The organism is Stieleria sedimenti, assembly GCF_025060895.1.
Lineage (GTDB): Bacteria > Planctomycetota > Planctomycetia > Pirellulales > Pirellulaceae > Stieleria > Stieleria sedimenti.
On the sequence record NZ_JANZKV010000174.1, the window covers coordinates 46065 to 57558 of the forward strand.

An 11494-nucleotide genomic window follows, 5' to 3' on the forward strand; every position below is an offset into this window, starting at 1 on the left:
ACGTCGCGATCCGGACGGAATTCCGCGTCGAGCATCAATGTCAATGCGCTTGGCTGATGTGTTCGCCGAGCAGATCGCGGCCGAAGTCGCCGTTGAACTTGCGCCAGGTCGCGTGGGCGTGGTTGGCGTCGTTTTGCGTGTTGGCATATTCGACCAGGAACGCTTGCGGCATGACGATGCGGAAGTAGTGCGCCTCGCCCAGTTTCGTGCTACCGGCCCAGGCGAATCGAAGGTTCTCGGCGGCATCGCGAATCTGTTGCATCGCTTCCTCGCTGATCTCGTGCCGAGCATTGCTGGCGAATTCAGACAAGACACCCAACAGCAGTTCCCGCTGTTGCGAATTCATGTCGCTTCCTTTCACGCCTTGCATTTCCGGCGGGGTGGCCGTGCGATCTTGACCCGACAAGATCTCCTTGGGCGGCTTGTCACTAAACACGGCGGCGTTGCCGAGCGATTGGACCAGCTTGCGGGCGCTGTCTTCCAATGCGCCAAGGGGACGAATTCCGCGTCGCGGTCCTTCGCGAACCTCGGCGGGGTTGGTACCAAAAAATGCCGGTGTTACCGCCACCTTTCCGTCCACAATGGTGTAGTTGAGCGACAGGTGGTGGCCCTCGAACCGCCAACCCCAAGCACCTTGCTTGCCGGGGTTTCCAAAGATGGTCACGTAGTATTTTTCGGGGTCCCGTACGTCGGGACGTTTTTCTTTCTCACGAAGGATCTGTTCCAGACTCATGATCGTCGTCGCCGTCATGAACCCTTTTTGGCTCAGCCCCGTGTTCAGCAACGCGTAGGCGTAATGGTCTTGTGCCGGGCTCAGTTCACTCAGTTTGATGCCCTGGCGGTCAAAGGGGACGTAGTGCCAGTTCTCCCGTTCGTCGACTTTGAAGTCCAGCACGGCCTTGGCCTTTTGCTCCGGCGTGAGCCATTTGATAAACGCGTTGGCCGCGGCGGCCATTTCGTCGGCCGGGCTGGATTCGTGACCCGGGTGCGCCGATGCGACAGATACGAGCAGGAGTGGGATGAGCAGTGATGCGATGCGTGTGTTCATGATGGAATGTGGAAGGGACGGAGGGCGGAGATGGAGTGCGAAAGTGTAACCCAATTGAGAGGCTGTCGTGCAATCCCACTGAGCCACAGATTTCACCACCGGTCGCCGGATGGTATTTTGTTGATCGGGGAGAAGGTGCTTTTTTTTGTTGTAAACTGGGCTGGCAATGGCGACGATTGAGCGATTGGCACTGACTGATTTCAGGCGACGTGTGGTTGCCGGTTCCTTTCCCGATTTTCAGCGATTGTCTGATGCGCTGCGTTGGCTTCAATTCGTACAGGCCGACCCGATTCGATCGCCGGCACGGGCTCAGGATTTGATGCTCCGACAGCGTGTCGTTGGGTATGTCGCAGGTCACTTGGAAGCGACGTTTCCCGATCTGGATGCGGAGGAAGGCTATCTTTTTGCGTATGGGTTCATGACACCCGAAGTCTGGCGGGAACTCCGTTGGCGTCCGATTCGGAAACTGAAAAAGCTGGAACGCGACGTGCTCGACGCGGTGGCGGAATTGGGCGAAGTTCATCCGCGCGGATTGGACGAGCGGTTCGGACGCAAGAGTGTGAAGAACTACTGGGGCGGCAAGTCTCAACAGACCAAGCGTATTTTGGACCATCTTCACCATCAGGGGTACTTGCGAGTCGTTCGCCGAGAGAAAGGGATCCGTGTCTATCAGGTACCCGAGCAGGCGGATCGACAGGATGCAGATCCGCACTCGCGCTATCGTCAACTTGTCATGACAACGGTTCATGTCTTCGGCGCGTCGACGAAACAAATGGTGGTTTCCGAATTACGCAGTCACAACCATCTGCTGCCGTCGCGGCGGGAGCGATTGGAGGTCGTCGAGTCGTTGATTGAGGACGGACACTTCAAAGAAGTGCACATCTCGGGCGTCACTTACCTGTGGAGACGAGAGAATTGGCTGAGCGACGAGGTTCCCGACCGGGTTCGAATGCTGGCTCCGTTCGATCCCTTGGTGCGAGATCGGACGAGATTCCGGCAGTTGTGGGGATGGGACTATCGTTTCGAGGCGTATGTCCCGGCGGCGAAACGGATCCGTGGGTACTATGCGATGCCGATTCTGTGGCGCGATCAGGTGATCGGCTGGGCAAACGCCAGCGTGATCGACGACCGCTTGAACGTGCAATTGGGGTACGCGGGCAAACGACCGCGGGAGAAAGCGTTTCGAACGCAGGCGGAAGCAGAAGTGGAGGCGGTGGCGAAGTTCTTGGATTTGGAAAGCGGTGCGTGGGAACTCGCGTTGTGACGCAACCTGCACCGTGAATCAATTGGCGTGAACATCACCCCGACGGCAAACCAAAAAGATGCTCGCGCAGAGATCGGGATAGACATGCCCGAGCTGATAACAGCCTTCCAGGTAGGCGTCGGAAATGATGTCGGTTTGCAACAATCGGTCCCACTGGAAATTCGCCAAGGCCTTGAAAAAAATGCCTGTTCGATAGACGACATCTAGCCCCGCCGCTCGAGCGTCCCGTTCCAGCGTGTCTAAGGAGTAGGTGATCCGGTGACCGTGCTCGCGTTCGGCATCGGTCACCGCGCTGTGATGCGAAATCAACCCCATCTTCACCGCGATTTGCCGTGACGGTGCATTGGCATTGGGGCACACCAACAACAATCTGCCCTGCTCGCTAAGCCATTCCTGGTTGATTCGTTTGAGAACCAAGACGGGGTCATCGAGGTGTTCGAGAACATGGGTCAAGACGACGTTGTCGTATCGAGTCGGCAGCTTCACCTCCTCGAACGTCCCGTGGATGCATCGGACTTTGCCCGCGAGCGTCTCATTCATCTTTGCGATCGCCGCATCGGACGCTTCGACGCAGGTTAGGTCGTCAAAGTGGTCGAGCAGACGCTTGGTAAAGCTGCCCTGAAAGCTGCCCAATTCCAGGCAGTTCCCCGATCGAAAAAACGGCTCAAACGACCGGATCATGAAGCGATGCATCACGTCCAGATCAAAGTTGTAGGCGTATTTGTGCTCGGGGGTGTCTCGTAGTTCGGCGTTGTAGTCTCGCGATTCCTTCGAGCCAGTCATTCATCCGTCCCCAAAATAAGTTGCATCAACACGTCTTGACCCTTGCTGGCCGATCGACGGTATCCAAGTTTTGAATACAGCTCGATGGCGGGTACGTTCTCCGCCGAAACTTCCAACGCGATCTCTTGGACGCCACGCTGCATCACCTCACGGTGGCAGTCAGCCATCAGCTGGCGCGCAATCCCTTGTGAACGATAGGCCTGCAACACGCTGACGTTGGAAACGAACGCCTTCACGGGCTGGGTTTCTTGATTCAAGTAGCAGGCGACCAATCCGACAAGTTTTGCCTGGTGCCAGGCTTCCCACGTGACGGACCGTCGGAACAATTTCTCGGCGTAGCTGGGCAGATCCACACGATCGGCAAGCGGCGGCCGGAACTGTCCCGAGCAGGTTTCGAAATGCTCCAGGATTTCAACACGCGTGGCTCGCGAGATCGTGTACTGAACTGATTGCGCTGTCCGAGTTGATTCCATCGATCAAGCCTCCGCCACCGCAATTCCGAAACCGCGTCGTCCGAACTCGTTTCCGTTGTACAGCAGGTAGGTGTTCTGGTTGTGGTGAAACACGTGGGGATAGCACATCATGTGACTGTCCCACGCATCCGTTGACTCTGAACGCTCGATGCCGACCTGGTCATCATCGCGTGTCCAGTGTTGAAGATCGTCCGAAAACGCATAGCCGATCCGGTAGCCTCGCTCGGGGTTGGTGCGGAAATCGTTGGCGTAACGGTAGCAGAAATACATGTGAAACCGTCCGTCCAATTCAATGACCGTCGGCAATGCCTGACATTCATCTTCGCCGATCGAGTCTGCGATCAGTGGTGCGCCGCCGGTTTTTTTCCAATGGACGCCGTCGGGTGACGTCCCGTGTGCGATCTTGTAAATCCGATCGGGTTCGGATTGACCGGGATATTGTCGCCAGGGCAGACCGAAGATGTACCACATGTGGAAGCTGTCACCGAAACGCCGTACAAAACCGTCGCCGACCAGACAGGGTTCGTGAAGTGTCGCCGAAAGGACTGGACCGTCGCCATGACGCTCGAACGTGGTTCCCCCGTCGTCACTGATCGCCAGCCCGATTCCCGTTTCGACAGAAACCTCCACCCGTCGACTCCAACCACAGGTGTATGCAAACACCTGATCACCAACCCGAACCGGGCTCAGTGGAAAGATTCCGTGCTCATCAAAGCAGCCCAGTCCTCCAAGACGGATCACGGGTTTTTCTGCGACCCGAAGGACTTGTTGCATTTCCCAGTCATAGTCGACGAACAAGACGTGACTGAGAAACTTGCCGGTGTCGGCGTTGCGGTGTCGCGAGGAAAAATAGATGCGCACGAAACCGTCGCAGACCAAAGCTTGTGGAGACTGAGCGAACTCGGTGCAGTCGGCGGGCAAGTCGTAGTCGGTCGGATCAAATATGCGTCCCCGTTTTCGCCATCGCGGTGCTTGGTTCGTCACAGCTGTCCCTCCAGTACCGCGACACCGAAACCGTGCTTGCCGACGTGATTGCCGAGATAAAACAGGTAGGTGCGTCCATCGTCGATGAAGACGTGCGGGTAGCTGACCATTTCGCTATCCCAGCCACTGTCGGAAACCGTGATGCCTGCCCGGTCGTCGTCACGTGTCCAATGGAATAGGTCCTCGGAGGAGGCATAGCCGATCCGATAGCCGCCGCTTTTGCCGCGATAGTTTCGGCTTCGGCGATAACAGAAGAACATGTGGTATTTGCCGCCGGAGTAGATCACATCGGGGCTGGCTTGGGCTTCGTCGGGTTCGATGCGGCTGTCCAGCAGATCGTTGCCGTGTTTTTGCCAGTGGAGACCGTCATCGGAAGTCGCCATGCGAATTTTGTAGATCGGCTCGGCGCGGCCGTTGTCGTCGATCCACTTTCTGCCTGCGATGTAAAACAGATACCATCGATCATCGAATCGGCGGACCTTGGGGCCGCTGATCACGAAGGGTTCGTCGGGCGTGTACGGAATCACCGGGCCGGGACCGAGCTTCGTGAACGTCTGGCCGCCGTCATGACTCTCCGCAACACCGATCGCCGTGTTGAACGGAACGGATTCACATCGCGTCCATCCCGCGTAGTACGCACGAAACCCATCGCTGTGGCGGATCACGGAAATGGGATAGATGCCGAATTGGTCAAACATCCCCATCTCGCCCAGCGGCAGCACGGGGCGATCGTTGACGCGGAGCACGGTTTGCAGGTCGGATCGATCGAGGTCCAGATACGTCGAGTAGCTGGTGTATTGCCCGTCCGAATCGGGCGCCGGACGACAGGAAAAATACACACGCAAAAAATCGTCGTGTGGCGCGACGCAAGGCGCCTGAGCGAACTCCTGAATCCAGCTTGCCCCGGGACAGGTCGATCCCGTCGGGTCAAACACCTTGCCCAGCTTTGTCCAGCGATAAGGCTGTGTCATGACACCGGCGCGGGATTGGCAACCAACGTGTATCCGTTTTCCACCCACTGACGAACCCTTTCTGTCGGATTGAACATCAGCACATCCAGGATCGAAAGCCACGCGACGAAGGGATGATCAAACTGTTGATAAGACCAGTTTTCTGATTGGATGAACCGCAAATCGAGACCCGCCGCACCGAACTCCGCTTGGTCGTACAACTCCACGCCGCCAATCGCGTTGACATAAGTCGTCGCGTCCAGGACGCGACAGATCGCCAAGACCTTGTCTTGCCCACGCGCCGAGTGGTCGATCCGAACGCTGGACGAGTCAATGATCGGTGTTCTGATCTGCAGGTGCTCGCAAAGCAGGACGAGGGAGTGTTTGATGAAACGAAACAAATTGGGTTCGGAGTATTCGATCGCCGTCGCAAACAAACCCATCGCTTCGGCGAAGTGTGGCGCCTTTTGGTAGGCGGCGCGGACTCGATTGAGTAGTTTGCGACGATCGAAGGCTTCTGAGACTTCTCGCTGTTCGATGGTGCTGTAGTCGGATGCCTTGCGCAGCGGAATCGAAAACAACACATCGCTGCCGTTGACCAGCATCCGGTTGCGGTTGATCCAGCCTTTCTTGGTGTACTGCAGATTGTCGTAGAGCACCAAGGCGTCGGCTGCGTGGAGCAGATGAAAGTAGCCGATGTAGGGAAAGAAATACGGCTGCATGATGGCGATCCGCTTCTCCCCCATTGCTTTGCCCCGTGATGGAAGTGGTCGGAATTCGAGCGTCGATTGGTGAGCCGCTTGCGGCATCACCCACGTCATTTGGATATCGTCATTGCATGAACGAACCTTGAATGGGCCGACGCCGACATCAATTCATTGCTAGCAATGAGATTCGCAAGTCCGAGGTCACGATGCGTGCAGACGTGAAGCCAGACGGAGTGACCAGCTTCAAAACGAATTCAGCCGCCGGACGTAGCGCGAGAGTTGGTCCAAAGCCATGCGCCGAGGATGAAGACCGCGACGCCGAACCAGCCGAATCCGTCCAATTCAGCGCGTGTCGCCGTCCCGAACGCCCATCCGAAACAGAATACCGACACAACTCCCCACAAAAGCCCCGGCTGTTGGTTGTCGTGCGTGGCGATCGGAGCGCGATAGGGATTCATGGCTTGCGAGCATGTCGAGACAATTGCTGGATGCTAGCAACCAGTATAGTCAACACATCCCCGTCGATGCGGTCCGCCCGCGTCAAAACTCCTTGACGCGCAGGATCCTGAATTCGACGCGACTTCCGTGACCGAGCAGCCCGATAAGGAAATCCTATTTTGAACACTCAAACCCTCTACAAGATCCTCGCGAAAGCCGATTGGGATGACGCGCAGGCCGCGGGCGTTTTCTCAGGCTGCGGCATCGATTTGACCGACGGCTTTATCCACCTGTCCGACCACAACCAAGTCGAGGCGACGGCGAAGCTGTACTTTGCCGGGCGAGAGGATTTGCTGTTGCTGACAATCGAAGCGAGCAAACTGGGCGAGACGCTGCGGTGGGAAGCGTCGCGCGACGGAGCTCTGTTCCCGCATGTCTATGGTGACATTCCACTCAACGCGGTGATTTCCGGCGATCCGTTGCCAATCAATGACGACGGCAGCCATCGGTTTCCGGATTCGTTTGAACGGCTCGACCAAGAGACGGGGTGATTGGGAAATCTGGTTGACAGCCTATTCGGTAGGGCATGCTGTGCATGCCATTCGTCTATTCGGTAGGGCATGCTGTGCATGCCATTCGTCATGCACAGCATGAACCGCTCGATTGTGCGACGGACGCCATCAGCCGAACGTCTGTTCGCCTTCGTAGGTTCCCGCCGGGACCGTCGCGGGAGTTTCTCCTCCGACCAGACTCGCGGTGCCTTGGATGGTGATGCCGGAGGACAGTTTCAGGTTCCCGCTGACGTTCAACGTCTCGCAGCTTCGCAGCGACGGCGTGTCATCAAACCGCTGGTCGAGGTCGCTGATCTTTTTGAAGTAGCGATCATTCAGGGCGACGTGTGGCGGGACGCCATTTCGCTGAGCGATCAGCCCCACTGAATAATCTTCGCGGACTTCATAGGCGTCGGAACGCACGGCGATCAGGTCACCGGTCGTTTTGACCGGAGCGAATCGTGACCGGGGAACGCGAATGGCATCGGTGTTGGGCAGCACTTCGATCGCGGCGCCCATCGCGGTTTCAAGCTGGTAGACCGGCGTCGACGAAGGATCTTTCGGGTCGACCGTTTTTCGGTTGGTGATCGTCGGCAGCGAGACGACGCCATCGTTTGATTGCAGGAACTCGGACAGGGCGACCAAGTCGATCCACAGGTTGTTGGTGTTGAAGTAGCGATGCTTGGTGATGTCTTGAAACTGTCCTTCTTCTTCGTCGTGGCACTGGGCTTTTTCACGCAGCAACAGTTGTCCGTCGCCGCGACGGGCCAAGTGGCCGCCCTTGCGGTCCGCCGCCGTGCGATCGGCGACTTCCATCAAGAACGATTTCCCGCTTTCGATGAAGTGCCCCAAAATGCTCAGATCCAAGGTCGCACCCAGGTTGTCCGCGTTGGAGACGAACAAGTAGCGCCGGCCTTCTTTGAGCAATCGTTCGAGCGTACCACTGGTCACCAAAGCCGCGTAAATGTCGCCGTGACCGGGAGGGCACCATTGCATCGATGGATCGGCCGGCCAGACGGCAGGTTCGAGCGTCTTGGCATCGATTTTTGGGACTTGGTGCTGCAGGAACGAGATCACCTCCACATCGAGGTCGCCCAGCGCCGCAATCGCTTCGTCGGTTTGCGTTGCCGTCGAAAAGCTGTTCATCAGCACCAGCGGCACCGACAGCTGTTCGGCTTGGCGAAGGATGAAACTGAGGAACGAATCTTCACCACGCACAGGCAACAGAGACTTGGGGCCTTCCAAGCCCATCGATGTCCCCAGTCCGCCGTTGAGTTTCAACACGGCAACGGAATCGAGTCCAGCTCGACCGGCGTCTTGCATGGACGGCGGCAGTGTTTCGGCATCGACCACATCCGAGACCGGCTGGATCTCTGATTCGCGGATGTAGCTTTCCGTGCCTGAGCAGAGTTTTTCGTAGTGTTGCCGAAACAAGCCCTTCACAATGTCGGGGACGTCGGCGTTTTCGAGAACGGCTTGCACGGCGGGCCAATTAGAAGACATGTTTGGATGCGTCGACAGAGGAAATTTCTATTTGATCGGTTGAGTTTATAGGTGTAAGGCGAGTCGCAGATCAGATCAAGTCCGTCAGGGTGAGGAGTCCGCCCTCACGGCTTTTTCAACGCGACCGGCTTTTTTCGATTCGGGTACAGCTCGCGGCAAAGGTCGCATTTGGTTCCGTCACAACCCCGCGCGGTACAGAACTCTCTCCCATAGAAGATGATCTGCAGATGCAACTTGTTCCACGATTCACGCGGAAACAATTTCTTCAGATCCGTTTCGGTTTGGACCACACTCTTTCCGCTGGAGAGTCCCCATCGCTGGGCGAGTCGGTGAATGTGCGTGTCGACGGGAAACGCCGGAATCCCGAACGCCTGGGCCATGACCACACTGGCCGTCTTGTGACCGACGCCGGGCAAGGCCTCCAGCTCCTCGAACGTTTGCGGAACCTGGCCCTCGTGTTTCTCGATCAGGATCTTGGATAAACCGTCAAGACTTTTGGCTTTTTGCTTGGACAGGCCCAGCGGACGAATGATCTCAAGGATCGTCTCTTGCCCCAGCGCGGCCATTTTCTGCGGCGTTCCGGCGACACGAAACAGCTCCGGAGTGACCTCGTTGACTTTCTTGTCGGTGCATTGCGCGCTCAACAAGACGGCAACGAGCAACGTGAACGCATCGGTGTGATCGAGCGGGATCGGCGTTTCGGGGTAGAGTTCGTCTAATCGCCGCTGCACCAGCGCGGCACGTTCATGCTTCAGCATCGTTGGCAGATCGCAAGCGGGAAGCTTACGCCACTTAGAGGGTCGGCGGGGGCATTTTCATGTGCTCGAATGCCTTGCTGGTGGCCATTCGTCCGCGACGCGTTCGGACGATCAGTTCACTGCGTAACAGGAACGGTTCGACTTCGTCTTCCAACGTATCGCTGCTGACGTTCATCGTGTGGGCGATCGCTTCGAGCCCGCTGGGGCCACCGCCGAACACGCGGATCAACGTTTCCAGGTAGTTGCGATCCTGTTTATCCAATCCCAGTTTGTCGATCCCGATCATGTCCAACGAATCACGGGCGACACCGATCGTGACGGACCCTTTCGCTTTGATTTGGGCGTAATCGCGAACCCAGTGCAGTCGATTGTTGGCCAAACGCGGCGTCCGACGACTTCGGCGCGCGATCTCTCCGGCGGCCGGTTGATCGATCTCGACGGACAGCTTTTTGGCGTTTCGAATCACCAGTTCGCAAAGCTGGTCGTCGCTGTACCATCCCAGGTGCTCGCGGATCTGGAATCGGTCACGCAGCGGCGCGCTCAGCATGCCGGCACGTGTGGTCGCGCCGATCAGGGTGAAGGGTTGCAGTTCAAAGTTCAATGTTCGAGCGTTGACCCCTTCGCCGAGCACGATGTCGATCCGGAAATCCTCCATTGCCGTGTACAGGTACTCTTCGACCGCCTTGGGCACCCGGTGGATTTCGTCGATGAACAACACCGACTTTTCCGAGACATTGGTCAGATAGGGGAGCAAATCCTTGGGGGCACTCAGCCCGGCCCCGTTGGCCATTTGCACCGTTGTGCCCATTTCGGCCGGGATGACCGTCGCGAACGTCGTTTTGCCCAGCCCCGGAGGCCCGTCAAACAGGATGTGCCCGAGAGGTTCGCCGCGTCCGGTGGCCGCATCGATCGCAATCTTCAGCCGCTCGATCACATCACGCTGGCCGACCATTTCGTCCAGCCGACGCGGGCGCAGCTTTCTCTCCTGGTCGTCGGGACCCTCGGCACTGGCCGACGCAACGACCGGCGGATCTCCCGGCGGAAGATCACCCGGGACCGCGGGATCGGATTGTTGGTAGACTGCTTCTCGCGCCATTGGGTACTCATCCGTGTGGAAACGCATTTGCGACGAATTTTTTGCAACCGTTGTTTTAACCGAATTTGCCTTTCAAGTCGGCGCGAGATTTGATCGGTGCCCGACGATTCTCGGCCGGGGCAGGCCAATCCCCGCTTTGGAGACAGGCCAACGCCCCTGCAGATACCCCATCGGCACCGCCCACGCAAGGATTTTCCAATGACTGACTCCCTCTCTTCCTCTCGTTCAATTGACGTCTCCGACCCCGCGATCGTCGCCCAATACGAGCCCTACCTGCGGATGCTGGCGCGGACGCGGATGCGGCGGGCCTATCAGGCAAAAATCGGGGCCTCCGACATGGTGCAGCAGGCGATGATGCAGGCCGTGCAGGGATTCGAGGGGTTTCGCGGGTCCACCGAAGGCGAATTGTTGGCCTGGCTGAGGCAGATCCTGGCGCACCATCTGTGCCACCTCGATCGGGACCTTCACCGCGACAAACGCGACATCCGCCGAGAACAATCGATGGAGCAGAAGCTCGCCGCCTCGTCGATGCGCCTGGAGGGACTCCTCGCCGGCGACGCTCCGACGCCCAGTCAGAACGTCGCGTTCGGCGAAAGCGTGATTCAGATCAGTCGGGCGATTGCCCAGCTTCCCGAAGCCCAGGCCGATGCCGTTCGGTTGCATTACTTGGAAGGCATGAAGTTAAGTGAAGTGGCCGCGGAGCTGGGGAAGTCGACCGGCGCCGTCGCGGGGCTGTTGCATCGCGGGATGAAGGCGTTGCGGAAGCAACTTGGGGAATGATGGTGTGCCCCTGCTCGCTGCGGAGCAGCGACACGGGGCGGCTGAAGCCCAATACCGCTAAGTTAACATGAATGAGGGGGCCCGGACGCTGGCGCGAACCGGCTGATGTCAAACGAATATCAGCCGTTTGGCGCGAGCCTACGGGCCCTCATCTGAAGA

At 57.9% G+C, this 11494-nt stretch carries 13 protein-coding genes; 3 read left to right on the plus strand and 10 right to left on the minus strand.

Features of this window, described 5'->3' with window-relative positions:
• Positions 1-40: 40 nt before the first annotated feature.
• The gene (locus tag NZK35_RS22040) at positions 41-1048 is read right to left on the minus strand and encodes a DUF3500 domain-containing protein (RefSeq protein ID WP_259634685.1); all 1008 of its coding nucleotides are present in this window, start codon (positions 1046-1048) and stop codon (positions 41-43) included.
• A 166-nt stretch (positions 1049-1214) separates the two neighbouring features.
• Between NZK35_RS22040 and NZK35_RS22045 the strand changes: the two genes are divergently transcribed.
• Positions 1215-2312, plus strand: a complete 1098-nt coding sequence (locus NZK35_RS22045) for a DNA glycosylase AlkZ-like family protein (protein ID WP_259634686.1) — start codon at positions 1215-1217, stop codon at positions 2310-2312.
• Between the two features lie 18 nt (positions 2313-2330).
• Here the strand turns inward: NZK35_RS22045 and NZK35_RS22050 are convergent, their stop codons facing one another.
• The 6 genes from NZK35_RS22050 to NZK35_RS22075 all read right to left on the minus strand — a co-directional run bounded on the left by NZK35_RS22050 (position 2331) and on the right by NZK35_RS22075 (position 6667).
• Positions 2331-3095, minus strand: a complete 765-nt coding sequence (locus NZK35_RS22050) for a class I SAM-dependent methyltransferase (RefSeq protein WP_259634687.1) — start codon at positions 3093-3095, stop codon at positions 2331-2333.
• The gene (locus NZK35_RS22055; RefSeq protein ID WP_259634688.1) at positions 3092-3568 is read right to left on the minus strand and encodes a GNAT family N-acetyltransferase; all 477 of its coding nucleotides are present in this window, start codon (positions 3566-3568) and stop codon (positions 3092-3094) included. The genes NZK35_RS22050 and NZK35_RS22055 overlap by 4 nt, the downstream gene beginning before the upstream one ends.
• A gap of 3 nt (positions 3569-3571) precedes the next feature.
• Positions 3572-4552, minus strand: coding sequence for a glycoside hydrolase family protein (locus NZK35_RS22060; protein ID WP_259634689.1), 981 nt, complete (start codon positions 4550-4552; stop codon positions 3572-3574).
• Positions 4549-5523 (minus strand): glycoside hydrolase family protein, encoded by a 975-nt coding sequence (locus NZK35_RS22065; protein ID WP_259634690.1) that lies wholly within the window; start codon positions 5521-5523, stop codon positions 4549-4551. The genes NZK35_RS22060 and NZK35_RS22065 overlap by 4 nt, the downstream gene beginning before the upstream one ends.
• Positions 5520-6323, minus strand: a complete 804-nt coding sequence (locus NZK35_RS22070) for a WbqC family protein (protein WP_259634691.1) — start codon at positions 6321-6323, stop codon at positions 5520-5522. Before NZK35_RS22070 ends, NZK35_RS22065 begins: the two co-directional genes overlap by 4 nt.
• Positions 6324-6463: 140 nt before the next feature.
• Positions 6464-6667 (minus strand): hypothetical protein, encoded by a 204-nt coding sequence (locus NZK35_RS22075; protein ID WP_259634692.1) that lies wholly within the window; start codon positions 6665-6667, stop codon positions 6464-6466.
• 159 nt (positions 6668-6826) lie between these two features.
• On the opposite strand from NZK35_RS22075, the gene NZK35_RS22080 reads away from it, so the two are divergent.
• Entirely contained in the window at positions 6827-7198 is a 372-nt protein-coding gene (locus tag NZK35_RS22080) for a DUF952 domain-containing protein (protein WP_259634693.1), read from the plus strand.
• Positions 7199-7327: 129 nt separating this feature from the next.
• On the opposite strand, the gene NZK35_RS22085 is transcribed toward NZK35_RS22080, so the two are convergent.
• The 3 genes from NZK35_RS22085 to ruvB all read right to left on the minus strand — a co-directional run bounded on the left by NZK35_RS22085 (position 7328) and on the right by ruvB (position 10555).
• The gene (locus tag NZK35_RS22085) at positions 7328-8701 is read right to left on the minus strand and encodes a UTP--glucose-1-phosphate uridylyltransferase (RefSeq protein WP_259634694.1); all 1374 of its coding nucleotides are present in this window, start codon (positions 8699-8701) and stop codon (positions 7328-7330) included.
• 104 nt (positions 8702-8805) lie between these two features.
• On the minus strand, positions 8806-9459 hold the full coding sequence (gene nth, locus NZK35_RS22090) for an endonuclease III (RefSeq protein WP_259634695.1): 654 nt from the start codon (positions 9457-9459) through the stop codon (positions 8806-8808).
• A 34-nt stretch (positions 9460-9493) separates the two neighbouring features.
• On the minus strand, positions 9494-10555 hold the full coding sequence (ruvB, locus tag NZK35_RS22095; RefSeq protein WP_259634696.1) for a Holliday junction branch migration DNA helicase RuvB: 1062 nt from the start codon (positions 10553-10555) through the stop codon (positions 9494-9496).
• Between the two features lie 198 nt (positions 10556-10753).
• Here ruvB and NZK35_RS22100 point away from each other — a divergent pair, with 198 nt between their 5' ends.
• Complete coding sequence (locus NZK35_RS22100; protein ID WP_259634697.1) at positions 10754-11335, plus strand: sigma-70 family RNA polymerase sigma factor; 582 nt, start codon at positions 10754-10756, stop codon at positions 11333-11335.
• Positions 11336-11494: the final 159 nt, after the last annotated feature.

What these genes read in the sequence shown, in the direction of transcription:
- NZK35_RS22040 (WP_259634685.1), bottom strand. Translation starts at nt 1,048, where the DNA reads ATGAACACACGCATCGCATCACTGCTCATCCCACTCCTGCTCGTATCT.
- NZK35_RS22045 (WP_259634686.1), top strand. Translation starts at nt 1,215, where the DNA reads ATGGCGACGATTGAGCGATTGGCACTGACTGATTTCAGGCGACGTGTG.
- NZK35_RS22050 (WP_259634687.1), bottom strand. Translation starts at nt 3,095, where the DNA reads ATGACTGGCTCGAAGGAATCGCGAGACTACAACGCCGAACTACGAGAC.
- NZK35_RS22055 (WP_259634688.1), bottom strand. Translation starts at nt 3,568, where the DNA reads ATGGAATCAACTCGGACAGCGCAATCAGTTCAGTACACGATCTCGCGA.
- NZK35_RS22065 (WP_259634690.1), bottom strand. Translation starts at nt 5,523, where the DNA reads ATGACACAGCCTTATCGCTGGACAAAGCTGGGCAAGGTGTTTGACCCG.
- NZK35_RS22070 (WP_259634691.1), bottom strand. Translation starts at nt 6,323, where the DNA reads ATGACGTGGGTGATGCCGCAAGCGGCTCACCAATCGACGCTCGAATTC.
- NZK35_RS22075 (WP_259634692.1), bottom strand. Translation starts at nt 6,667, where the DNA reads ATGAATCCCTATCGCGCTCCGATCGCCACGCACGACAACCAACAGCCG.
- NZK35_RS22085 (WP_259634694.1), bottom strand. Translation starts at nt 8,701, where the DNA reads ATGTCTTCTAATTGGCCCGCCGTGCAAGCCGTTCTCGAAAACGCCGAC.
- nth (WP_259634695.1), bottom strand. Translation starts at nt 9,459, where the DNA reads ATGCTGAAGCATGAACGTGCCGCGCTGGTGCAGCGGCGATTAGACGAA.
- ruvB (WP_259634696.1), bottom strand. Translation starts at nt 10,555, where the DNA reads ATGGCGCGAGAAGCAGTCTACCAACAATCCGATCCCGCGGTCCCGGGT.
- NZK35_RS22100 (WP_259634697.1), top strand. Translation starts at nt 10,754, where the DNA reads ATGACTGACTCCCTCTCTTCCTCTCGTTCAATTGACGTCTCCGACCCC.